Source organism: Shinella sp. HZN7, assembly GCF_001652565.1.
Lineage (GTDB): Bacteria > Pseudomonadota > Alphaproteobacteria > Rhizobiales > Rhizobiaceae > Shinella > Shinella granuli.
In genome coordinates this window covers 2882548-2905226 of sequence record NZ_CP015736.1, presented here as the reverse complement: position 1 = coordinate 2905226, position 22679 = coordinate 2882548, and the positions used below count along the sequence as shown (strand labels likewise).

The window sequence follows — 22679 nt, the reverse complement described above, 5'->3', positions numbered from 1 at the left end:
TGCGACGAAGCGCGCGGTCTTTGGGGATTCTCGGCCCGATTGACAAGAAACCGTCCAGACGGTATGTTTTGCTATGAGCAAGGCGCACCACCGCAAGAAACACCCGGAAGCCGTCCGCCAGCAATTGCTGGAGGTCGCGGCGAAGCTGTCGCTGGAGAAGGGTCCCGCGAGCGTGACGCTCGACGCGGTCTCGCAGGCGGCGGGTGTCAGCAAGGGGGGGCTCCTGCACCATTTTCCGAACAAGCTGTCGCTGCTCGACGGCCTGTTCGCCGACCTGACGGAGAAGCTCGACCGGGCAATCGGCGACAGGATGTGCGACGACCCCGAGCCGAAGGGGCGCTTCACCCGTGCCTATATCTCGGTCTTCTTCCTGCCGGAGGGGATTGCCGACGGCGAGAAGTGGAAGGTGCTGACCATCGCCCTCATTTCGGAGCCGCATCTGCGCGAGCGCTGGCGACAATGGGTGGAGCGATACCTTGCGGAAAATGTCGGCACGGATTCCGCGCTCGATGCCATGCTGGTGCGCTATGCCGTCGATGGACTCTGGCTTGCCGATCTTCTCGGCTCGCCCACCATGGATGCCGAGGCCCGCGCCGCCATGCTGGACCGGCTGCTGGCGCTGACGCGCTCCTGATCCCCGCTACACATTGCGCCCGGGGGCGCCAGAGAAACGCCATGAACCTCACCGCCGTCTACGCCGTCCTCGTCGTCGCCATCGTCTTCGAAGTGCTGGGCACCTCGGCCATGCAGGCTGCGCAGCATTTCACGCGGGCCGTGCCGACGGCCATGATGGTGGTCTGCTATGCCATCGCCTTCTTCTTCCTGTCCTGGAGCCTGCGTTATGTGCCTGTTGGCATCGCCTATGCCATCTGGAGCGGACTCGGCATCGTGCTGATCTCGGCCGTCGGCTATTTCGTCTTCGGCCAGAAGCTCGATCTCGCCGCCATTGTCGGCCTCGGTCTCATCATTGCCGGCGTGCTTGTGTTGAACCTTTTCTCCAAATCGACATTCCACTGAAAGGCGATCGGAATCGTGAAGGCCCCCGCTTGCCAAGAATCGGGTCTGTCTCTATCGATTCCGGCGAATTGAAAGCGGTTTCAATTCTCGGCTTCAGAGGAACGGCACATGGCAATACGCACCATCGTATGGGGTGAGAACATCCACGAGCAGACGAACGAGATCGTGCGCTCGATCTATCCGGACGGCATGCACACCACGATTGCCGAGGCGCTGAACCGCGACCCGTCGATCAGCGCCGCCACCGCGACGCTGCAGGAGCCCGAGCACGGCCTCACCGCGGCGCGGCTTGCCGAGACGGACGTGCTCGTCTGGTGGGGTCACAAGGACCACGGTGCCGTCAGCGACGAGGTGGTCGAGCGCGTGGCGAAGCGGGTCTGGGAAGGCATGGGCCTGCTCGTCCTCCATTCCGGCCATTTCTCGAAGATCTTCAAGCGGCTGATGGGCACGCCCTGCGCCCTGAAATGGCGCGAGGCCGGCGAGCGCGAGCGCCTCTGGGTCATCAATCCGCGCCACCCGATCGCCGAGGGCCTCGGCGAGAACTTCGTGCTGGAAAACGAGGAGATGTACGGCGAGCAGTTCTCCGTGCCGGAACCGCTGGAGACGGTGTTCATCTCCTGGTTCGCCGGCGGCGAGGTTTTCCGGTCCGGCATGACCTGGCGCCGCGGCGCCGGCAACATCTTCTATTTCCGCCCGGGTCACGAGACCTATCCGACCTATCACGATGCCACCGTGCAGAAGGTGCTCGCCAATGGCGTGAAATGGGCCTTCAACCCGCAGGGCACCTACACGGCGATCCATGACGCACCGAACGTGCCGGTCGAAGCGGCGCTGGAGCCGATCGTCGAGCGCGGCCCGAAACTGCACGAAGCCGGCGAAGCCGGATATCGCTGAGGAAACCATGCGCCTGCTCGTTCTTGGAACCGGTGGCATGGCCAACACCCATGCCCAGCACTTTGCCGCGATCGACGGCGTCGACCTGGTCGGCGCAGTCGACGTGGACCCTTCGCGCGCCAAGGCCTTTGCCGACACGCACGGCATTCCCAACGTCTTCACCTCGCTGGAGGACGCCATTGCCTGGAACGGCTTCGACGCCGCCACCAACGTGACGCCCGACCGCGCCCATCATCCCACCACCCTGGCGCTGCTGGCGGCGGGCAAGCATGTCATGTGCGAGAAGCCGCTGGCGGAAAACTACGCCAAGGCGGATGAGATGGCGCGCGCCGCCGAGGCCTCCGGCCTTGTCACCATGGTGAATCTCACCTACCGCAACGTGGCGCCCCTGCAGAAGGCGCGCGCGATGGTGCTGGCCGGCGAACTCGGCCATGTGCGCCATGTCGAGGCCTCCTACCTGCAAAGCTGGCTCGTCTCCAAGGCCTGGGGCAACTGGGCGACGGAAAGCCAGTGGCTCTGGCGGCTTTCCACCCGGCACGGCTCGAACGGCGTGCTCGGCGATGTCGGCATCCACATCCTCGACTTTGCCAGTTATGGCGCGGCGAGCGGGGTGGAGCATGTCTTCGCGCGGCTGCGGGCCTTCGACAAGGCGCCGGACAACCGCATCGGCGAATACGACCTCGACGCCAATGACAGTTTCACCATGACCGTCGATTTTTCCAACGGCGCGCTCGGCGTCATCCATGCGAGCCGCTGGGCGACCGGCCATCTCAATGAGCTGCGCCTGCGCATGCATGGCGACAGGGGCGCCCTGGAGGTCATCCATACGCCCGAAGGATCCCGTCTGCGCGGCTGCCTCGGCGAGGATGTCGAGCAGGCGGTCTGGCGGGAACTCGATCCCGGCACGGTGCCGACGAACTACGAGCGCTTCGCCGCCGCCGTGGCGAGGGGCGAACGGGTCGAGCCCGGCTTCCGCCATGCGGCCGAGCTGCAGAAGGTTCTCGACCTTGCGATCGAGACCGAGAAGGAACGCCGCGAGCTGGCGGTCTGATCTCAGGCCGGGGCAGGACCGGTCGATCCGCGAATGCGGAAGTCGACGGGCCAGATCTCCTGCAAGGCCTCGGGCGCCTCGCCCTGCAACAGCCGCAGGACCATGTCGCCGATCCGCTCGCCCGCCGCGCGGATCGGCGATTGCGTCGTGGTGACCGACGGCACGAGGTTGTCGGGGCTGAGATAGGGGAAGACGTCGTCATGCGCGATAAGCGAGACGTCCTCGCCCAAGGAAAGCCCCGCGATGCGGATCGCCCGCATGGCGCCGAGCGCCGACATCATCGAACCGGCGATGACCGCCGTCGGCGGGGCGGGGAGGGCGAGGAAGGCCTGCATCAGCCGGAAGCCGGTCTCGTCGGTAAATTCGCCGTGGCCGATGAGGGCCGGGTCGACGGCCAGTCCGCGGGCCTCCAGCGTCGTGCGGTAGCCGCTGTTGCGGTCCGAGGCGTAGGTGCTGACCGTGTCGCCATTGATGAGCGCGATGCGCCGGTGGCCGAGATCGGCAAGATAGCCGGTCGCCGTCTCGATCGCCCCGAAATTGTCGATGTCGAGAAAGGCGAAGGGCCTTTCCGCCGTGCTACGTCCGTGCACGATGAAGGGCAGCTCCAGCGCCTGCAGGAGCGCGATGCGGGCATCCGTGCAGGCCGGTGTGTGCACGATCACCGCGTCCACCCGCTTGCTGGCGGCAAGCCGGCGATAGGCGGCCGCCTCGTCCGCTTCCGTCTCGACAGTCGAGACGAGAATGTCGATGCCGTCCTCCTGCAATCGGGTGGAGAGCCCGCCCATGAACTCGCTGGAATGCGGCCCGAAGCGCCCGCCGCCCTGGAAGACGATGCCGATCGCGCCGGCCCGCCCGGTCGCCAGCCGCTGCGCGCTGATGTTCGGCCGGTAGCCGAGCTTTTCCGCCGCTTCCAGCACGCGCCGCCGCGTTTCGGGCCGCACCTCCGGATAGCCGCTCATCGCCCGGCTGACGGTGGTCTGCGAAAGGCCGATGCGGGCCGCAAATTCCTTGAGGTTCATCCTGCGTCCCTGGCGCGGCCGGTTTGTTGCGGGGGCATTTATGAACCGTCCGGCCCAGGGCGGCAAGCCAACCGGCAGGTCGCGCTTGCGAAAGAAGCCACGCGCCCGGCAGTCCGCTCCGGTTGTAAAATCAGCTTGAATTCCTGAAATAGCACGCTATAGTGAAAAAATTAACGATAAGGTTGTGCCGGCGCACGGTTGCGTCCGGAGAATTGGTCTTTGTGAAGTTGCGGTCAGGTGATGAGCCTGACCTTATTGCATTTTCCTCCCGGGCGGGGGCAGCCCGGACAGCATCTGGTGATGGTTTTCGGGGGAATGTCATGCAGGCGGGCTTGGACTTGCCGGCTGCAACGGGTTCGTCTGCGCGACTGGATCTGCAGCCTCACAATCGTGGCACACCGGCGCGGGGATGGCTCTGGCGGACGCGGCGGCAGCGGGTTGCTGGACGGGCGGGCGCGCCGTTTGTCTATTCCAGGGGAGAGGCCGGCCGGCGGCCGTGTTATCTGCGCGTCCTGGAGCGCCTGTTCGGTGCGCGCCGGGCAGGTTTGCGCGATGTGCTCTTTTCCCGCGCCCCCGTCCTGTTCCTGATGGTGGAGGAGGCCTTCCTGCTCTATGTCGCAGCCGCTCTGCTGCGGGCGCTGACCGGGCGGCGGACGGTGGGCCTGCTGCTGCGGCCGATGCCGCTATCGGTCTCGTCCCGCCGCGCCTGTCGCTGGAAACGGGCGGTCCTCGGCTGGCTGAAGCGTTTTCGCGCCATCCACACCTTGACCATCCTTCCCTTCAGCGTGTTCCCGGCCTTTTCCGCGATCGCGAAGGGCTGGATCTACGATTTCCAGCTCTGGGACCTGACGGATGAGGAGCGCGAGGCGGTGGAACTGCTGCGCAGCGAGCGGCATCCGGGCGAGCGGCTGGTTCTGACGGCGATCGGTACGCAGAACCGCCGCAAGGGTTTTGACCTCTTTACGGACAGCTATGTGCGCGTCGCCGCCCTCAGGACACGTTTCCAGTTCATTTCCTGCGGCAGGATAGAGCCGATGGTCGACGCCTATGCGGCGGCTTTCCGCGAGGCGGGCGGCGTTGCGGTGAACCGCAGCGTGTCGGATGCCGAACTGCTCGGCGCCTATGCCGCGAGCGATGCGATCTGGTGCTTCTACCCGCCTTTTGGCGATCACGCCTCAGGGGTGCTCGGACGGGCGGCGCAGCTCGGCATCCCGGCCGTCGTGCGCTACGGTTCCGTTGCCCATCGCCTGTGCATCGTCGAGAACATCCCGCATGTGTCGGCGACAGCGGACGGTATCGCCGAGCGCCTGGCCGGTCCGCTGCCACCGCGCGACGAAGCCCGCGGCCGCCTTGCCGCCAATCGTTTCGCCCGGCAGAGCGAGGCGACGCTGCGAAGCGCCCTCGGCCTTGCGAGCCCGAGCCCGCCTGCATAGCCGTAAGACCCGCGGGCGCGACATTGGCGACGATGGTTCCTGGTTGCCAGCCCGGCTTTCAGGTGCCGGTGCCCTGCGTCGGAGCCAATGTCGACAATGCTTCGCGAAGCGTCCCTGCCCAGGGGATCTGGTTGTCCGGTCTGGTTCTACGGATCGACGGGGCTTGAAGGAGCAATCGCGCAGGAAACCGCGCTGGCCGGATAACGACCTCCGGCTCGCAGACCATGCCGGCGGAACAGCCCTGCGGGCGAGCGGATCAGCTACCCGGCCCGATCTCGGTCCGGTCGTGCGGCGTGAAAAGCTCGACCGGCTCGGCCACGCCGCGCAAGACATGAAACCCGAGGCTCTCGGGCGGATCGTCCAGCGCCCGGGCCACGGCGGCGGTCATGAGGATCGGGCGTCCGAGCGGCTTGGTCAGCCCCTCCACCCGGCTGGCCGCATTGACGGCCTTGCCGATCACCGTGAAGTCCAGCCGCTCCGGCGCGCCCATATTGCCGAAGAACACCTCGCCGATATGAAGCCCGATGCCCGAGCGGAGCGGACGCCAGCCCGCGACGCTCTCCAGCTCCGGCGGCGGCGCCCGATCGATCCCGGCGACCGCCGCACCGGCCGCCTGCGCGGCGGCAACGGCAGCTTGCGCCGCGCTGCCTTCCGGATAGGCACGGTCCAGCGGAAAGACGGCGAGCAGCCCGTCGCCGATGAACTTCAGCACCTCGCCGCCATGGTCGACGACGGTCCCGGCCATGGCCGAGAAATAGGCGTTCAGGACCGACAGCATGTCCTTCGCGTCCAGCCGGTCGGAAAGATCGGTGAAGCCGCGCAGGTCCGACATCCAGATCACCGCCTCGATCCGTCGTCCTTCGCCGCGCCGGATGGTTCCCTCGAACACCTGCCGTCCTGCCTCGGCGCCGAGATAGGTGTCGAGGACATTGGCGGCGATGCACAGCGCGATGTGGCGCTCCACATGCAGGGCCAGAAGGCGCAGCAACCGTTGCAGCAGACGATAAGCGTCGGGCGAGAAGCCGCCCTCCGTCCGCGTGGCGATGGTGGCCACGTTGTGATAGCCGCTGCCGCCGAGCGGCAATGCGAGATAGTCCGTGATGCCGAGCGCGCGCAGGTCGTCGACGAGGGTGAAGCGCTCCGCCGTCGCCGGATCGGCCGGGTCGAGCCGAAGCGGTCCGCCGGTGCGGAAGACCTCCGCCAGCGGGCTGCGCAGGAAGGCCTCGTCGCGCAACACGTCCTCGCCGACCTGGATCTCGTCGCAAAGCCCGTCGGCAATGTTCCAGTTCCAGGCAAAACCATAAAGCTGTGGGTGCAGCGTGCCCACATGCAGGCTGGCGCGGTCGAGCGGCAGGCCTGCGGCCACCAGTTGCCAGACGAACGCCTCGAACAGCGCCATCAGGCTGTCGATGCGCCCCGCGTCCTCCAGAAGCCAGGTCTCGACCCCGGCGGCATCCTGCATCGCCGGTGCGCAAGCGCGCCCGCGTGCCGAGCGCGCCTTAAGGCGAACCGATGCGGGGTATTTCCGCGGGGCCGGGTCAATGGTGCGGGAGAGGGGCGCCATGGAAACTCCTTTGCCGGGCCGGCGGACCCGCGGCGGGCGATCCTCAGTCCGGGCGCAGCGCCGCCAGTGCGCTGCGCGCCTCGATCATGTCGGCGGTGGTCGCGCCGAGCCGCCGCGCCAGTTCCCGGATGATCTCGATCGCGATGGTCGGATTGTCGAGCAATAGCTGCACCAGCGTGCCGCGTCCGATCCGCAGCACCTCCAGCGGCTCGGCGGCACGCACCGTCGCGGTGCGGATCCCCTCGCCGAAGGCCGCCAGTTCGCCCACCAAGGCGCTGACGCCCAGATCGGCGACCTTGATCTCGCCGGCCGCGCTGGCGACGAGGACTTCGGCCCGCCCGCTCAGCACGACATAGGCGCTGTCGCCCTCGTCGCCCTTGTGGAAGAGCGCCTCGCCCGCGCCGTAGCGTATCCGCTCGCTGCTGAAGGCCAGCTGGCGCAGCTTGGCAGGCTCCACCCGGGCGAACAGGGCGACGTCGCGCAGCGCCCGAACCTCGTCATTCAGCGACATGGGCAAGCCTCCTTCGGGATGGCGGGGCAGATGGCGACGGGCATGGTCATTGCCCGGCCTCCTGCAGCATCGGATATTTCGCGGAGAGTGCTGCGAACGGTGCGTCGTCGGCAAGCTTTCCATCCCCGAACACCACCACGCGTCTAAACAGTGCGGCCAGGCCTGGGCTGGACAGCGCCCAGACGATGCTGCGGCGCTCGGCGCCATCGCGCAGCAGGTCCAGCACGTTGGCGATGATGGCGGCCTGGCCGCGCCGGTCGACCCCGGACAATGGCCGGTTGAACACGTAGAGATCCGACCGGCGCAGCAGACCGCGGGCCAGATTGAATTTCTGGCGCTGCTGGAAGGACAGCCGCCGCCCGCCTGTCCCCGCATCGTAGTCGAGCCCGAGCGCGATGATCTCGCGGATCAGCCCGTGCTCTTCGAGCAGCGCCGTCACGGTCGCGCGAATCTGGGCCTGGGCGTCGTGGCTGCTTCGGCCGATCTTGCCGAAGACGATGTTGTCGAGAAGGCTGGCCGAGCCGGTGTAGCGCAGGGGATCGTAGGGTTCGACCCCCAGTTCCGGCACCGAGGGCAGCTCCTCGCGCAGCCGGTGGCGGGTCTCGACGATCTGCGCCATGATCGCGGGCGTCAGAAGCTCGAAGCGGTAGCGCGGCTCGACATAGTGGAAGCTCAGCTGGATCAGCTCGCGCTGGTGCTCGAATGCGCTTTCGGCAAAGCCGGCCTCGCCGACCCGCGCCAGCGTGGTGCGCAAGCGCGCCACGTCCTCGGCGGTGAAGGGCATGTCGTTGAACAGCGCGTGATCGGCCGGCAGGTCGCCGAAAATCTCGGTGATGTTGCGCGCCGCTTCGCGCCCCAGATCGAAGAGGATGGCGGCGGTGCCGCTGTCGTCGACGATGCCGCGCAGCGTCGCGGTATCGGCGATCAGGCGGCGCGCGTCCGCATCGCTGGCGATCACGCCGAAGAGCAGGTTCTCGAGGATCGTCGCCTCGCTGTTGTAGGCATCGGGGTCGAAGGGCAGGACCAGCCCGCTCTTGCCCTCTTCGGCAAGGCGTGCGCGCAGGGCCGCGCGAAGCTCCACCAGCCGGGCGGCGAGCTCCGGTTTCCGGGCGGGGTCGAGCGGCGACTGCAGCGCGAACTGGATCACGTCGCCGCGCAGCTGCACTGCCGTCAGCACCTCGATGACCGGGTCCATCAGATCGCCGCCGCCCCGGTTGACCAGGCCATAGTCCACCCAGTCGGCATGGATGTCGTAGTCGACATTGCCCGCTGCGCGGGCCTCCTTGACCTGCCAGGCCCGGTCTTCCGTCGCGTCGCCTTCGCCCGGGGCGTGTTTCAGCCCGTAGAGCAGGTTGTCGCGCAGCGTGCCCTGAAAGAAATAGCTTTCCTCGGCGATATAGGTGATGGCCCGGCCGCTCACCGCATCCGGCAGGTCGAGAAGGTTCTGTCCGCCGGCGATGATCCGGCCGCCATCGGGCCAGAACATCCGTCCGATCGCCGCGGTTACCGTTTCGGCATCGACGCCGTTCTCGTTGACCAGCGCGATGGTCTCGCCATCGCCGACGTGCAGCGTCGCATGCGCCAGCAGCGCCGTTCCCGCATCGTCGTTGATGGTCAGATCACGGATCTCCAGCGGCAGCACCGGCCGGTCGGCGCTGCGCGTCAGCGCCTGGGCCTCGGGGGAGAGCAGGGCGTCGGAGCGGAACTGGTCGACGACCTGTTCGTATTTCACCTGCACGTCCTGGCGGGCCTGGTCCCAGTCGATCAGTTCCTTCAGCGGTCCCGGCAGGTCGCGATAGGCGGCGATGACCGCGACCAGCTGGCCGACGTCGAGTGAGCCGCGGATCGCCAGCCAGCCGCCGATCAGATAGAAGAAGAAGGGCGTGAGCTGTGCGAGGAAGTTGTTGATGAATTTCACCATGAACTTCCACTGGTAGAGGTCGTACCGGATCTGGAAAATCCGGCCCAGCCGGTGGGAGACGTCGGCCCGTTCGTAGTTCGAGGTGTCGAAGGCCCGGATGGCGCCGACCCCTTCGGCAAGCTCGCTGACCCGGCCGGAGAGCTGGCGCGCGGTCAGCTGGCGCTGCCGGCCGAGCGTGATGAGGCGCTGGCGCATCCGGGGGATGATGCCGATCTGGATCGTCGCCATCACCGCGGCGATCATGCCCAGCCAGACATTCTGCACCAGGATGAAGATCAGTGCCGCCAGCGCCTGCGCGCCGAGCAGCGCCGGCTGCACGAAGGCATCGCCCGAGAAACCGCCGAGCGGCTCGACCTCGTCCTTCACCATCGACGCGATCTCGGCCGGCTTCATCCGCCGGAGGTTCGCCGGCGGGAAGCGCAGCAACCGGTCGACCAGCTCGTAGCGGATCCGGCGCAGGAGCCTCTCGCCCAGGCGTCCCTTGTAGGTGCTTATGTAGAGCTTGAAGAGCCCATTGACGATCACCAGCCCGAGGAAGATGAGGCTCAGTCCCAACAGCATGGAACTGCGGCCGACGTCGATGCCGGGGAAGAGCACCGTGGAACCGAGGAAGGGAAGCGTCACGACGATGCGCATGAAGGGCTGCGTCGCGCCCTCCACCTCGAAACCGCCGCCCTGGATCGGGCCGTTGATGATCTGGCGCGGCAGGTCGAAGGCCAGGAAATACGGAACCATCGAGACCAACACCACCGCCAGAAGCCAGAACTGCTGCGGCCGCGTATGCGTCCAGATGTAGCGTAGCAGTCGTTGGTCCATGCTCGGCACCATCGTCATGATCGCCGCAGCGTTCCGGAGGGAGCCGGGACCGGGATCGGGAAGATTGCGGACACACCTTATCGAACGCAAACCCGTCCGAAAAGTCGGCCAGTCTGACATCACTCGTCAGAAATCCCGTCCAATCAATCGCGCGAGCGCCAGACGGAGGAGCGGCTGGCGAAACATGTCCCGCCGTGCGCGAAGATGCAGAAGAGATCGACGGATTAGGACCGGTTCAGCTCATTGTTCTTCAGCCCTGACAAATGGTGTCAGGAAGATGCTCTTTGTCGGCAAATCCAGACCGCAGATCGAGCAACGGCGGAGAGATGCCGCTCAAGCGAAGTTTGATAAATAAACTATTCCAATAATTATATGGCGCACCGAAGAGGACAGAACTGCGAACCCGCATAAGTACTGGAATTTGCTCTTAAATTGCGACCGCAGGCTCCGCTCCAAGAGCATCCAAAGTGGCCCCTGAGGCTCCAGGACTCGGTGATCGGGCTTATGAAGCCTAGTGAACGCTCCATTGGGAGCGGATACTGGACCATGAGCGCGGCGTTCGATTGGCCAGATCCAACGCAAAAGAGTTGACAAGGACGCGATTCTGACAAATTATCCCATTAGTGATCATTCTGATGCTGAATAAGGACTGTATGCTCACGAAATACGTAGTATTGATTTTTCGGAAGAGGCGAAGCAGATGGACCTGTTGAGGTTTGGAGAGAGTGACTTCAACTCATCGTACCTAGCCATCCTGAGGCATGGCCGGCGTGCCCATGGGCTTTCAGAGGACTTGTTCACGATCTGCGAAAATGAACGCCTTCCCAGCATCGAGTCGCTCGTGGCTCCGCTGGTTGAAAACTGGTTCATCGCGGAGCGATCCGTGCCGATGCTGGTAGGAGAGATCAAGCAGCCAAGGGGTCTCTTCTTTCAGCACGATTCCTTCGGTGCACTTGAGTGCACGACACCACTGCATTTGCTCTCTGTGCGTGGGACATTGGCGCGATCCGCAAACCATTGGTATCTGCTCGGACGACCGGCTGCGGACGCAATCAAGTCCTTGAACCAATGGGACGTTCACGCCGACACTTCGGCGACCGCGCGACGTCAAACGAGGTCGCGGGGATGAAAGGCCAAACACACGCCGATCGTGGTTAGCCATCGGTTTAACACGACGATCCTTAACTCACGTAAGTGATGGGTAGCTGGTTAGCGCCAGCCGTTCGCCTCGCTGCTCGAATCCTTCGCCAAAAATGCAACCACAACGATCGTGGAGCTATTTCTCGCGCCTCGCATCCATGACCATTTCTGATCAGGATACAGCTTATGCCACCCACATTCGTCGACGCCAACACAGTCGCGCGGCTCGCCCACGATATCCGACAAGCCAGCTTAGAGAGTTCCTTCTGCGATGCTGGAAAACGCACGGCTCCTTGATGAATTCGCTCCGGTACCCCCTGCAGGCCACGGATCGCCAGAAGAGGTTTATTCCCATGAAGTTCGCCTACTTGAGCGCAGAAGATGCGCTGAGACTGTCCGCCGATTTGCGCTCGGTTGAGGCCGGGATAACCCGGTCACTGTCACTCCACACCGCTCCCATCCTCGAAGCCCATCAGATGTATTCGCGCAGGACGGCCTGCCTCTCAGGATACGTCTTTGGACATCCATCTCTGGGCGACGGTCGTCAAATCATGACCAGTCAGCTCATGTACATGGACACGGAGGTCGGCATCGCGCGTACGCTCAACCGTTGGTACCGTCTCGGGCATCCGGCCCGAATTGGAAGCGCATGAAGCGCGACAATCGACAGTCCTCTCTTGCGGTAGGTTTCGCCACCGGCGACGCGTCTTCGGAGGCGAGCGCCGTTCTCGCGATCGGACATCCCACCGAACGACATATCCATGCGCCGCTGCGGCTGCTCCGCAGCGGTGCTCGACCAAGGGGAAAGGGGGTGTCCTGTGACAGATAAACCGCCATCACTAGACCGCCACTTTCAACGCCGCCAGAAGGCGGCAACCGCCGGGCTGCATTTGCCAACCGCTGAGGAACTGCTCCGGGGGATGACGTTCTTCCGCGAAGACCTAGCTGAAGACATCCGCGAGTATTCCAGCCGACTGTCCGGTCGCGTCAAAAAGCGCAAACGGACTGGACTCGAACTCCTCGCTACCAGCCTGGATGAGCTAACCGTGGAGCCGAGTGAGGACGGCGTGCTTGCGGTGGAGGCTGCCCTCGACCAGATCGATGATGCCCAGGGATTACCGGTCGACGAGTGCCGCTTGCGGTGCCGCTTCTATCGGGCCTTCTTTGGGAACGGCCAAGCGACGGCCCTGATCGCCGGTGAAATCGCGCATCTCGCCTCTGGGGATATAAGTTCAGGGAGGGGCCGCGACCTGCTTTCGCGTTCGCTCAGTTGGGCGATGCAATCCCGTGAACTAGACCGGCGCCAGCGAGCAGGCGTATCTGTTCAGAGGTATGCGGATTGGTTCGAGCCGGAAGTCCGAGCGTACGGAGTTCACTTCAGAAATGCGATCACGTCATCGATGGTCGACGAGCCGGAACCCCAGGATTCATCGTCTGCTGATCCGGCAGTCGCAACCTGGGAAGAGAAGCCATGGGAACACAAACCGCCACCGACCGACGGAGTGGTCGTTATCAGTGGCATCGGGAATGACACGACGGCCGATGGGAAGCGAGTAGCGAAGGAGTTCGCGAAGTTCAAACAGCGTCCGTTACCGCTTTCCGGCATGCCTGAGCTGACCGGAGTTCGTTCGCGGCTGATCGCGGAATTTCCCCATGCGGTGGCGGTTGTTGACGATGCGCTCGAAGGCCTCAGCGGCCGGCCGAATGTCCACCTGAGGCCGATCATGCTGCTCGGGGCACCCGGAAGTGGCAAGACGCGGTTCGCCAGGCGATTGACGGAGGAACTCGGCACTCCCTATGAGCTCATCTCTTGTGGAGGCTTGAGTGACAGCGCCATCGCCGGAACCGCCCGGAGGTGGTCATCGGGCGAACCTAGCCTTGCAATCATGGTAGTGCGCCGACACGAATGCGCGGGACCGGTGGTCATTCTCGATGAGATCGAGAAGATCGGCACCAGCCGCCACAACGGCAACGTGCACGACGTGTTGATCGGACTGTTTGAACCCGAGACATCGAGTCGCTGGCATGATCCCTACCTTCAGGCCCATTGCGATCTGTCGCACGTGTCCTGGCTGATGACGGCGAACTCGCTGGGGCCGATTCCGGCGGCATTGCGGGACAGGTGCCGAATCCTAAGTTTTCCCGATCCGGGAGCCGATCAGTTACCCCTCTTCGCCACGCGCATCCTGGAGCGGCTTTACATTGAGGCGGGTCACGATCCGCGCTGGGCGACGCCGCTTGAAGGATTCGAGCTGGATGTCTTGGCGAGCGTTTGGACGGGTGGTTCGATCCGGAGGCTGGAACGTTTCGTCGAGGGATTGCGGGAGGCGCGCGAGCGTGCAAGGCGGCAACAATGAACCTCCCCAAGGCCGCCTGAGATTACACGACCTCTTGTTCGAGGCGACCGTATGCTCGTTGCGGCCGATGTGCACCCCAAGCCGCTCGGCGGCCCGCCGCTCCGCCAGTTCTAGCTGCGGCCTACGCCGTGATGGAAATGCTATAGCTGGACGAGACCCCACTCGTTAGCGACCGTTTGAAAGGGAGTCTGACATGCCACGCAGTGGTAAGGACGAGACGCCCAAATCCGTCGACGTTGGGAGCCTGAGAAATACGGCCGACGACCACGAAACGTTTGGCGAGGCACTGTCAAAGGAGGGTTTCGAACCGGCTCAAGTCGGGCGCAGGGTCGTGTCCCAGGGGAAGCGCCGCGAGACGCTGAAGAAGCGGGCTTCCAAGGACGCGGACAAGTAGAGCTTTGGAGCGAGCATTCGGCTCAGGTTACTGCCCCTGCGGCGACGCAGCAAAGGCTCGGATCCTCAGGATCTGGACACTTGCTCCGACAGAAGACGTAAAACTTCGCGCGCCTCGTTGAAGTGCAACACATTTCGCTCCGCTTCAACAACGAAAGAAATGGTGCTCTCCGGGAAGCATTCCGAGTGCTCCCCAGGGGGCAAGCTAAGCAATTTGGAGTTGATTTTCACGCCAGCTTCACCAAAGGTTCTCCCGCGCCGCGTTTAGTCGTGTGGAGGATACAGTGTCTATTTTCAGACCAGGCTTGGAGCAGGTTCAGGAGGCCGACGTCCAGCAACTCGTCGCTGACGGACAGACGGAAGGGATGCATGTCGAATTCAAACGCGACATGTACGGCAACTCCGACGCCGACAAGAAGGAGTTCTTGAAGGACCTATCCTCCTTCGCCAACTCGGCGGGCGGCCAGTTAGTCGTTGGAATCGATGAAGCCCAAGGCGTAGCTTCCGGTGTGTTTCCCATCGCAGGCGACCCGGACGCCACGCTTCAGCGTCTCGAGCAGATCGTCCGAGCCGCGATCGAGCCGCGGATAGTAGGCGTGCAAATGCGGGCGGTTGCAATCGCGGCAGGTGGCTTCGTCTACATCGTTCGCGTGCCGAAAAGTTGGAACCCGCCACACCGAGTGAGCTATCAGGGCACAAATTGTTGGTTTCCACGCAGAACTGAGCCGGTTTTTCCACCGAGAAGTGAGCCACCTCTGAGTATGGTTTTCTGATCAGGGTTTGGTCAAGGGATTGGCCTTTTCTCCTCTCTTCTGTGCTGCTGCGGCCGAGCTGGCCTTGAAGCGGAAGCTGTCGTTACCGGTTTCCAGGATGTGGCAACGGTGGGTCAGGCGATCGAGCAAAGCTGTCGTCATCTTGGCGTCGCCGAAGACGGTTGCCCATTCGCTGAAGCTGAGGTTGGTGGTGATGACGACGCTGGTGCGCTCATAGAGCTTGCTCAACAGGTGGAAGAGCAGCGCTCCGCCGGAAGCACTGAACGGAAGGTATCCTAGTTCATCGAGGATCAGCAGATCGAGACGGACCAGCGTCTCGGCGATCTGACCTGCCTTGCCCTTTGCCTTCTCCTGCTCGAGCGCATTGACCAATTCGATGGTCGAGAAGAAGCGGACCTTCCGGCGGTGATGCTCGATCGCCTGGACCCCAAGGGCAGTCGCGACATGTGTTTTTCCTGTGCCCGGCCCACCGACGAGCACGATATTCTGCGCCCCGTCCATGAACTCGCATCGGTGCAGTTGGCGCACCGTCGCTTCGTTGATTTCGCTGGCGGCGAAGTCGAACCCGGAGATGTCCTTATAGGCTGGGAAGCGAGCAGCCTTCATGTGATAGGCAATCGAGCGAACCTCACGTTCGGCCATCTCGGCTTTCAGCAACTGGGACAGGATCGGCACGGCCGCATCAAAAGCTGGAGCCCCTTGCTCAATCAGGTCTGTGACGGCTTGGGCCATGCCATACATCTTCAGGCTCCGCAGCATGATGACGACGGCGGCACTTGCGGGATCATGACGCATGGCGACCTCCCACGATCCGGACACGCAAGCCATCGTAGCGTTCGACGTTGGCCTTGGGTTCACGCAACAAGGTCAGCGCCTGTGGCGTGTCGATGTCGGGGCCGTCAGTCGTCTTCCCATCGATCAGACGATGCAGCAGGTTCAGCACATGCGTCTTGGTCGCGACGCCTTGATCCAGAGCCAGCTCCACAGCCCTGACGACGACCTGTTCGTCGTGATGAAGCACCAGAGCAAGGATATCGGCCATCTCACGATCGCCGCCCAGGCGACGCAGCATCTGGTCCTGCAACTGTCGAAAGGCCAGCGGCAATTCCAGGAAAGGCGCACCATTGCGCAAGGCACCGGGCTTGCGCTGAATGACGGCAAGGTAGTGTCGCCAGTCGTAAATCGTCCGCGGCGGTTTGTCGTGGCTGCGCTCAATCACCCTCGGATGTTCGCATAGGACATTACCCTCGGCCGCAACGACCAGTCGCTCGGGATAGATTCGCAAGCTGACAGGCCGGTTCGCAAACGATGCAGGCACGCTATAGCGGTTCCGCTCGAAGGTGATCAGGCATGTCGGAGAGACACGTTTGCCCTGCTCGACGAAGCCGTCAAACGCAGCGGGGAGCGCCATCAATGCTGGCTGTTCCGCGGACCAGACGTCCGCGATCGTGCCGGGCAAGGTGCCGTGTGCTGTGTCGCGCCACAGGTCCTGGCAATGCTGTTCCAGCCAGGCATTCAATGCCGCCAGATCAGGAAAGTCCGGCATCTGTTGCCACAGTCGCGGCCGGGCATCCTGGACATTCTTCTCGACCTGGCCCTTCTCCCAGCCCGCGGCAGGATTGCAAAACTCAGGCGCAAAGACGTAGTGGTTCGTCATCGCGAGGAAACGGATATTGACCTGTCGCTCCTTGCCACGACCGACGCGATCGACCGCGGTTTTCATGTTATCGTAAATGCCGCGAGCAGGGACGCCGCCGAACACACGGAAGCCGTGCCAATGGGCGTCAAACAGCATCTCGTGCGTCTGCAGCAGATACGCCCTGACCAAAAACGCGCGACTGTGCGATAGCTTGATATGCGCGACCTGCAGCTTTGTGCGCTCGCCGCCAATGACGGCATAGTCCTCACTCCAATCGAATTGGAATGCTTCGCCTGGGCGGAAAGACAGCGGAACAAATATGCCGCGGCCCGTCGTCTGCTGCTCACGTTGTCGTTCCGCTCGCCAATCACGGGCGAAGGCGGCAACCCGACCATAGGAGCCGGTAAAGCCGAGAGCCACCAGGTCGGCATGAACCTGCTTCAGTGTTCGTCGCTGTTTGCGCGACTTCCCGGCCTCGGTCTTCAGCCAGGCCGCCAGCTTGTCGGCAAACGGATCAAGCTTGCTCGGTCGTTCCGGTACGGTGAATGTTGGTTCGATTGTACCAGCGTTCAGATACTTCGCGATCGTGTTCCGCGACAGCCCTGTTCGCCGGCTGATCTCGCGGATCGACTGCTTCTCACGCAGCGCCATCCGACGAATGATATTTAAAAGTCCCATGTGGATCACTCCGTTGCCCCCGTCGCTCTCCGCGTTGGGGGAAGGTTCACATGGCTCAATTCTCAATGGAAATTATGCGCCTAACCGGCTCAGTTCTGCGTGGAAACCAACAGTCCACTCTCCACCAGCCAGCGGCGCGCGCGAACGCGCACGAACTGTCCAACTGATGGCGCCATAATCCCCCCCAGAGGCAGCAGGTTAGCTGCTCGCCACAATTTGCATGGTTACCCCGACTCTTAGTAACGGCGTAATGTTAAATAGCCAACGAAAATTCAATCGAGAGTCGTAGCTACGCAAATATCGATTACCCCAGAAACCTTCAGAAATTGAGTCCACGTTCTTCGTCCGTCCGTCAAAGGTTCGTGGTAGCCCAGCTTCGTCGACAGCGTCGCAACGGCCGGCTTTCCGTCAGTATTGTAGCGAACGCCGCTGACCCCTTTTTGCCTAAACTTAAACTGGTCCTTCAGCCACGAGGGCGAGCCTCGGTGGTTCGGCCATAACTCTGACCGGGGGCCTCGATCTCGATCCATTGGAGCTTGTATCGATCGCCCCGAAGCTTGACCAAGTGCCGAGCATGTCTGACTGATAATACAATCTATGATTTTATAGAATTGGGAACGCAATGTATTTCTATGTCGACGAGAGCGGAAACACGGGACTTGAGCTATTCGACCCCAACCAGCCAACGCTCTACTACGGGGTGCTGCGCTCTCATAAGAACCTCGATGTTGTCGCCGCCCCATTTCTAGCTGAACTTCGCCGCGAGCTAGGCGTAGATCGCATTCATGCCAACGAACTCGGGTGGTCTGCCGCCTGAAAAGTGGTCCTCCCTGAAGTAGGCTATTTGCCGTTGGAGAGGACTTTGGAATGCCCCAGAAGAAGCACAAGCCCGAAGAGATCGTCGCGAAGCTACGCCAGGTCGATGTTCTGCTTTCGCAAGGAAAATCGGTTGGCGAGGCGGTTCGCACGATCGACGTGACGCAGTTCACGTATTATCGCTGGCGCAAGGAGTTCGGCGGCCTGAAGGGCGGTCAGGTGAAGCGCCTGAAAGAGCTCGAGAAAGAGAATGACCGGCTGCGCAAGGCTGTGTCGGACCTGACGCTCGAGAAGCTGATCCTCAAAGAGGCTGCCTCAGGAAACTTCTGAGCCCCGCCCGTCGTCGGCGCTGTGTCGATCATGTCATGGCGAAGTTCTCCGTCTCGGAGCGCTTTGCCTGCAGGGTTCTCGGCCAGCACCGTTCGACCCAGCGCAAGAAGCCGCACGGCCGGCCCGATGAAGAGGCATTGACCGCCGACATCATCCGGCTCGCTTTCCGGTATGGCCGCTATGGCTATCGCAGGATCACGGCGATGCTGCGGTCGGAGGGATGGACGGTCAACGCCAAACGCGTCGAGCGCATCTGGCGGCGGGAGGGGCTGAAGGTTCCCCAGAAGCAACCGAAGAAAGGCCGGCTCTGGCTGAATGACGGATCGTGCATCCGGCTTCGGCCGGAGCATCCCAACCATGTCTGGTCCTATGATTTCGTCGAGGGCCGGACCCACGATGGCAGAAAGTTCCGTATGCTCAACATCATCGACGAGTTCACCCGGGAGTGCCTGGCGATCCGGATCGGTCGCAAGCTCAATTCGACCGACGTCATCGACGTTCTGTCGGACCTGTTCATCCTGCGCGGTGTGCCGGGCCATGTTCGTTCCGACAATGGCCCGGAGTTCATCGCCAAGGTCGTGCGGGAATGGATCGTGGCCGTCGGCGCAAAGACCGCCTTCATCGAGCCGGGCAGCCCTTGGGAGAACGGCTATTGCGAGAGCTTCAACTCGAAGCTTCGCGACGAACTGCTCAACGGCGAGATCTTCTACAGCCTCGCCGAGGCCAAGGTCATCATCGAGGCATGGCGCCGCTACTACAACACCGAGCGTCCGCACTCATCGCTCGGCTACAAGCCGCCAGCGCCGGAGGCCATCATCTGGCCTGCGCCAGCACGAGGGTCAGCACCACCATCTGCCCAGGCGATGGCCCTAAAGCCGCTCATGCATTAAGACTGAAACCGGACCACCCTATGGGGTCAGGCCAGTCTACCGGATTACCGTCGATCGCCAGAACGAATTCAACGGTGCACAGGGCGAGTTGGCTTCTTGGTATGAGAAACTGCGCGGCCACAAAGCTGATATGGGACCGGGAATGCCTTCCTTCGACTATTCCTGGATGCCGGAAGTGCCTCCCCCCTTTACCCCAGGAGACGCGAGCGGCGGCCTCGAAATTGTCGATGTGACTCTCTGGATCGCCAAGCGTCTGCAGGAAGACAAGCCCTTGTCACCCGAACTAGAAAATCTGTTCTGGGCGCAAGCGCGACTTGGCTGGACCGATCAGGTTTCTCTTGCCGGCATCGACGAGCGCTGGCGCCATCTGGCACACCTTCCAGAGCCTGAAGGACCGCTCTCAGCGGAACTTCAGGCTCATTTCGACAAACTGGAAAGGGAGCGCCAGAGTGTCGTCGCGGCGCTTTAATGTTGAATTCGGTAAGTTCAATCAAGGCGGCTGAGTATGAGCGGCGTAGTCTTCATGCCGATGCTGGCAATCGCCAGAGTATTCACGGATACCTCGATTCTCACTTCGAGAGCGCTACACCAGGCCCGCGCTCAGCAGTCGAAGGAATGAATATCACCGCCTTCCGCTCAAGAGCCGCTCGAACCTTTTCAACGGCGTCGACCGTGACGGTTTCGTCGGCTGCTTCAATCCTCACTATGATTTGTCTGCTAACGCCCGCTTCTTGGGCTAATTCGTCCTGGCTCGCGCCCGTAAGCGTGCGAGCAGCTCTCATCAATTTCATGAGGGAAAGAATCGTGTCCATAACAGGAGCAAGCCCGAATCCTTCGACCGTTGTCAACAATGCCACAGGAAAGCAGGACTCATAGACCAGTTCCAATTCTACCATGCGGTGTACAAGCAGGGTTATTTGCCCATATTATGAGCATTGCGATCAGTATGCGATCTTTCTGCGCACAAAACCACTCCTGATTGATAACCAGCCGAAAATGCGCAATCTGCAATCCGGGAGGCGACGAACCGTTCACTGTTCACGTTAAGGTGAAGACTCTGGTAGGCGGCACCGACCTTCTATTCGAAAGCTTAAACAAAGGAATCAGGAACCGCATGGAGACGAATTATCAACCAGATTCGGTCATTTTTGATAGACTCAATCCTGTGCTGCAATAATATCCTGAAGAACTCGATCTAGAATCCTATTAATACTTTGAATTGTCAACTTTTATACTATTATAGGATTCGCATTTTGCGGCACCAGTGCGAGCTGTACTTGATTTTTCTCTAATAATATATAAGATTGGCACCTCTCGAATGGTTGGAAAGTGGAGGTTGGCCGTGATGGACGGAACCGACAACAATCACTCCGTGGCTGCTTCAGATCGAGAGGGTGTCCGGGGAACGCGAGTCACCATCTATTGTAGCACCGCTCGGAAGTCAGAATCGGCTATCCGTCACCAGATAACCCAGTGCCAAAGGTTTGTTCAGGCGAGAGGGTGGGTTGTCACCGATACTTTCATCGACAACGAGCAGACCGGAAGGCCAGGGCTGAGCGCCTTGCTGAGCGCAGCCGAGCACACCCCCCCAGCGTTTCAGAAAATTGTGATAGCTGACAAAGTCAGGCTTCACCGAAACGTAAAGAGGCATCTCGCCCTTGTGGCGTCGCTCTCTGCGCAGGGTATCGAGCTGGAGATCGTTCTGAAACCCCCTCGTCGCGAGGACTGGTTCATCACGGCATTTATGCAGATATTCGACGAATACCGCCGTCGACGCTCACGTCAACGGTAGCGCGCCTGCACGTCGCACCAATCGGGGGCTAAACAGGAGTGGATGACATGACTGTTACCGACGATGGGGACACCTTGCCCAAAGAAGGCGGAGCAGAGACGGTCTCCAATGCCATCGAGACGACGCCTGTCTCAGCGCGTCGCGGATGTCGGAGAAAGATCGTAGGCGCTCCAGCGATTAAGCCTTTCCGTCGAGATCAAATCAGAAGGCGTGCGCGCGTAGTTCACGCCGATTTGTCTGAAGTGCCGATCACCGACATGGAGGTGATGGCACTCCTTCTCGTTCTAAAAAGCCAATGCGTGGCCATCCTCAAAACGAAGTGACGACGCGAACTCGTTGGAAAGCCGGCGGGAGCGACGCGTGCCACCAACCCGATAGACTTCTAGCAAAGGAGAACGAACGATGCCGCGAGATCAAAATACCGATCTGAAGGGCGGCTTAGTAAGTGCCCGCCCATCCTGGTCATGAAGGCTGTCGCGACCGACGCGAGAAGTCGCGGCGACAACGGGAGGCGGACCACCGATTGCATCCAAGGAGAACAATCATGCCCAGGAAACGAAACGCCAGTCCAATGGATGAGTTCGATAACGGCAGCTCTACCTTCCCGAGAAAGTCCGGCGCTGAGCCGAAGGAAATCACCACCCAGCATTTCGCCCGGGCAGCGCTCTTCATCGAGGAGTATCTGTTGCCGATGGCGATGCGGACATATGCCAGCGTCGACAAGTCCGAAAAGGTGATGACGGCCCGCAAGCTGGTATCGCTCATCAAGGAAAAGCAGTGGCGACAATTCACCGCCCGGGACGTGATGCGTGCCGGACGTATCGGCCTTGCAACATCCGAGCAGATCGACCCCGGCCTGAAGGAATTGGAAGAGGCGGACATCCTTCGCGCGATCAGTGTTCCGACAGGGCCGCGCGGAGGACGCCCCAAGCGGGTTTACGCGGTCAATCCTCAGACGCATGGAGAACGGACATGAGCTTCTGGAGGAATGTACTCAAGGGGGAATACGAGGATGTATCTCTCTATACCCCTGACAAAACCGATAAAACTGACAAAACCTCCCAAGTGTCTGAAATTAAAGAGGTAATCGCAACTTCTCCTTTTCGACAAAACCTGACAGAACCTGACAAAACCCCCGACATCGTACGGATTTCGTCCGATGTGAGGCCCGCGCCGGCCCCGCGCCACCCCAACCCGGTTCGCACCATCATGGAGCGCCTGGAGGGGGACATGGAGCGATATGCTGATGCGCTCCGCACCTATGGACCGATGAGCTACGGCCAGGCGATGAACGTCCTGGGGTGGGGTGCCACGCGCGCCGGGTGCGCTGAAAGCGACCTTCGCGCCGCCGGCCGCATCGCGTTCAATCAGATCGGACGGGCCTATCTCTTCGACGAGGAGGCGGGCCATGACGAATGACTTCGCCCCTACCGTAGCCGAGGCCGCCGCATGGCTCGCGTCTCAGCCCAAGCCGATCCCGCACGTCATTCCCGCGCTGAAAGAGCGCTTCGGCCTCACCGGTCTTCAAGCCTGCCAGGCCATCGCCCTCGCCCGGCAGGCGCCCACCCCGAAGACTGTCGGTGCACCATGACGCTCGGCGCGTATCTCTTCACCTGCCTCACCGTTTTCGCTGTCTGCATCCTCC

General features: G+C 62.1%; 23 protein-coding genes. 16 read left to right on the top strand and 7 right to left on the bottom strand.

Annotation, left to right across the window (positions count from 1 at the left end; translation table 11 throughout):
• Positions 1-73 precede the first annotated feature (73 nt).
• The 4 genes from shn_RS14090 to shn_RS14075 all read left to right on the top strand — a co-directional run bounded on the left by shn_RS14090 (position 74) and on the right by shn_RS14075 (position 2962).
• Entirely contained in the window at positions 74-634 is a 561-nt protein-coding gene (locus shn_RS14090; protein WP_064330970.1) for a TetR/AcrR family transcriptional regulator, read from the top strand.
• Between the two features lie 41 nt (positions 635-675).
• Entirely contained in the window at positions 676-1017 is a 342-nt protein-coding gene (locus tag shn_RS14085) for an SMR family transporter (RefSeq protein WP_064330969.1), read from the top strand.
• Positions 1018-1125: 108 nt separating this feature from the next.
• Positions 1126-1911 carry a ThuA domain-containing protein gene (locus tag shn_RS14080; RefSeq protein WP_064330968.1) on the top strand — a complete coding sequence of 262 codons (786 nt, stop codon included), beginning with the start codon at positions 1126-1128 and terminating at the stop codon, positions 1909-1911.
• A gap of 7 nt (positions 1912-1918) precedes the next feature.
• Entirely contained in the window at positions 1919-2962 is a 1044-nt protein-coding gene (locus shn_RS14075) for a Gfo/Idh/MocA family protein (protein WP_064330967.1), read from the top strand.
• Positions 2963-2964: 2 nt separating this feature from the next.
• On the opposite strand, the gene shn_RS14070 is transcribed toward shn_RS14075, so the two are convergent.
• Entirely contained in the window at positions 2965-3981 is a 1017-nt protein-coding gene (locus shn_RS14070; protein ID WP_064330966.1) for a LacI family DNA-binding transcriptional regulator, read from the bottom strand.
• Positions 3982-4535: 554 nt separating this feature from the next.
• On the opposite strand from shn_RS14070, the gene shn_RS14065 reads away from it, so the two are divergent.
• Positions 4536-5414, top strand: a complete 879-nt coding sequence (locus shn_RS14065; RefSeq protein WP_145925937.1) for a glycosyltransferase family 4 protein — start codon at positions 4536-4538, stop codon at positions 5412-5414.
• Positions 5415-5670: 256 nt separating this feature from the next.
• Here the strand turns inward: shn_RS14065 and shn_RS14060 are convergent, their stop codons facing one another.
• From shn_RS14060 to shn_RS14050, 3 genes are read right to left on the bottom strand one after another with little or no spacing between them, the layout of a single operon-like run.
• Positions 5671-6978: an adenylate/guanylate cyclase domain-containing protein gene (locus tag shn_RS14060; RefSeq protein WP_084438014.1), complete on the bottom strand. Its 1308-nt coding sequence runs from the start codon at positions 6976-6978 to the stop codon at positions 5671-5673.
• A 43-nt stretch (positions 6979-7021) separates the two neighbouring features.
• Entirely contained in the window at positions 7022-7489 is a 468-nt protein-coding gene (locus tag shn_RS14055; protein ID WP_064330963.1) for a cyclic nucleotide-binding domain-containing protein, read from the bottom strand.
• Between the two features lie 46 nt (positions 7490-7535).
• Entirely contained in the window at positions 7536-10226 is a 2691-nt protein-coding gene (locus shn_RS14050) for an ABC transporter transmembrane domain-containing protein (protein WP_064332605.1), read from the bottom strand.
• A 1493-nt stretch (positions 10227-11719) separates the two neighbouring features.
• On the opposite strand from shn_RS14050, the gene shn_RS14040 reads away from it, so the two are divergent.
• The 3 genes from shn_RS14040 (at position 11720) to shn_RS14025 (ending at position 14889) form a co-directional block, all read left to right on the top strand.
• The gene (locus tag shn_RS14040) at positions 11720-12019 is read left to right on the top strand and encodes a DUF6634 family protein (RefSeq protein WP_145925936.1); all 300 of its coding nucleotides are present in this window, start codon (positions 11720-11722) and stop codon (positions 12017-12019) included.
• Between the two features lie 165 nt (positions 12020-12184).
• Positions 12185-13723: an AAA family ATPase gene (locus tag shn_RS35035; protein WP_168168913.1), complete on the top strand. Its 1539-nt coding sequence runs from the start codon at positions 12185-12187 to the stop codon at positions 13721-13723.
• Between the two features lie 677 nt (positions 13724-14400).
• Positions 14401-14889, top strand: coding sequence for a helix-turn-helix domain-containing protein (locus shn_RS14025; RefSeq protein ID WP_145925935.1), 489 nt, complete (start codon positions 14401-14403; stop codon positions 14887-14889).
• Here the strand turns inward: shn_RS14025 and istB are convergent, their stop codons facing one another.
• The gene (istB, locus tag shn_RS14020; protein ID WP_064328778.1) at positions 14890-15684 is read right to left on the bottom strand and encodes an IS21-like element helper ATPase IstB; all 795 of its coding nucleotides are present in this window, start codon (positions 15682-15684) and stop codon (positions 14890-14892) included.
• Positions 15674-17206, bottom strand: a complete 1533-nt coding sequence (gene istA, locus shn_RS14015; RefSeq protein ID WP_145925847.1) for an IS21 family transposase — start codon at positions 17204-17206, stop codon at positions 15674-15676. Before istA ends, istB begins: the two co-directional genes overlap by 11 nt.
• A 622-nt stretch (positions 17207-17828) precedes the next feature.
• Between istA and shn_RS14010 the strand changes: the two genes are divergently transcribed.
• From shn_RS14010 to shn_RS13995, 3 genes are all read left to right on the top strand, one after another.
• The gene (locus shn_RS14010; RefSeq protein WP_064330958.1) at positions 17829-18023 is read left to right on the top strand and encodes a hypothetical protein; all 195 of its coding nucleotides are present in this window, start codon (positions 17829-17831) and stop codon (positions 18021-18023) included.
• Between the two features lie 50 nt (positions 18024-18073).
• Positions 18074-19242 (top strand): IS3 family transposase gene (locus shn_RS14000; protein WP_145925934.1). Its coding sequence is split into 2 segments (ribosomal slippage): positions 18074-18344 and positions 18344-19242, totalling 1170 coding nucleotides; the frame shifts between segments, so codons are not numbered across the junction.
• A 142-nt stretch (positions 19243-19384) separates the two neighbouring features.
• Complete coding sequence (locus shn_RS13995) at positions 19385-19711, top strand: hypothetical protein (RefSeq protein WP_064330955.1); 327 nt, start codon at positions 19385-19387, stop codon at positions 19709-19711.
• A 100-nt stretch (positions 19712-19811) separates the two neighbouring features.
• Here shn_RS13995 and shn_RS13990 read toward each other — a convergent pair whose 3' ends face one another.
• The gene (locus shn_RS13990; RefSeq protein WP_245337295.1) at positions 19812-20129 is read right to left on the bottom strand and encodes a helix-turn-helix domain-containing protein; all 318 of its coding nucleotides are present in this window, start codon (positions 20127-20129) and stop codon (positions 19812-19814) included.
• A 431-nt stretch (positions 20130-20560) separates the two neighbouring features.
• On the opposite strand from shn_RS13990, the gene shn_RS37600 reads away from it, so the two are divergent.
• The 5 genes from shn_RS37600 (at position 20561) to shn_RS13970 (ending at position 22625) form a co-directional block, all read left to right on the top strand.
• Positions 20561-21034, top strand: a complete 474-nt coding sequence (locus shn_RS37600) for a recombinase family protein (protein ID WP_084438010.1) — start codon at positions 20561-20563, stop codon at positions 21032-21034.
• 47 nt (positions 21035-21081) lie between these two features.
• The gene (locus shn_RS35835; protein ID WP_145925933.1) at positions 21082-21357 is read left to right on the top strand and encodes a hypothetical protein; all 276 of its coding nucleotides are present in this window, start codon (positions 21082-21084) and stop codon (positions 21355-21357) included.
• 248 nt (positions 21358-21605) lie between these two features.
• Positions 21606-22010 carry a hypothetical protein gene (locus shn_RS13980; protein ID WP_064330953.1) on the top strand — a complete coding sequence of 135 codons (405 nt, stop codon included), beginning with the start codon at positions 21606-21608 and terminating at the stop codon, positions 22008-22010.
• Positions 22007-22453: a hypothetical protein gene (locus tag shn_RS13975; RefSeq protein ID WP_064330952.1), complete on the top strand. Its 447-nt coding sequence runs from the start codon at positions 22007-22009 to the stop codon at positions 22451-22453. Before shn_RS13980 ends, shn_RS13975 begins: the two co-directional genes overlap by 4 nt.
• Positions 22443-22625 carry a hypothetical protein gene (locus shn_RS13970; RefSeq protein ID WP_064330951.1) on the top strand — a complete coding sequence of 61 codons (183 nt, stop codon included), beginning with the start codon at positions 22443-22445 and terminating at the stop codon, positions 22623-22625. The genes shn_RS13975 and shn_RS13970 overlap by 11 nt, the downstream gene beginning before the upstream one ends.
• The last annotated feature ends 54 nt before the right edge of the window (positions 22626-22679 follow it).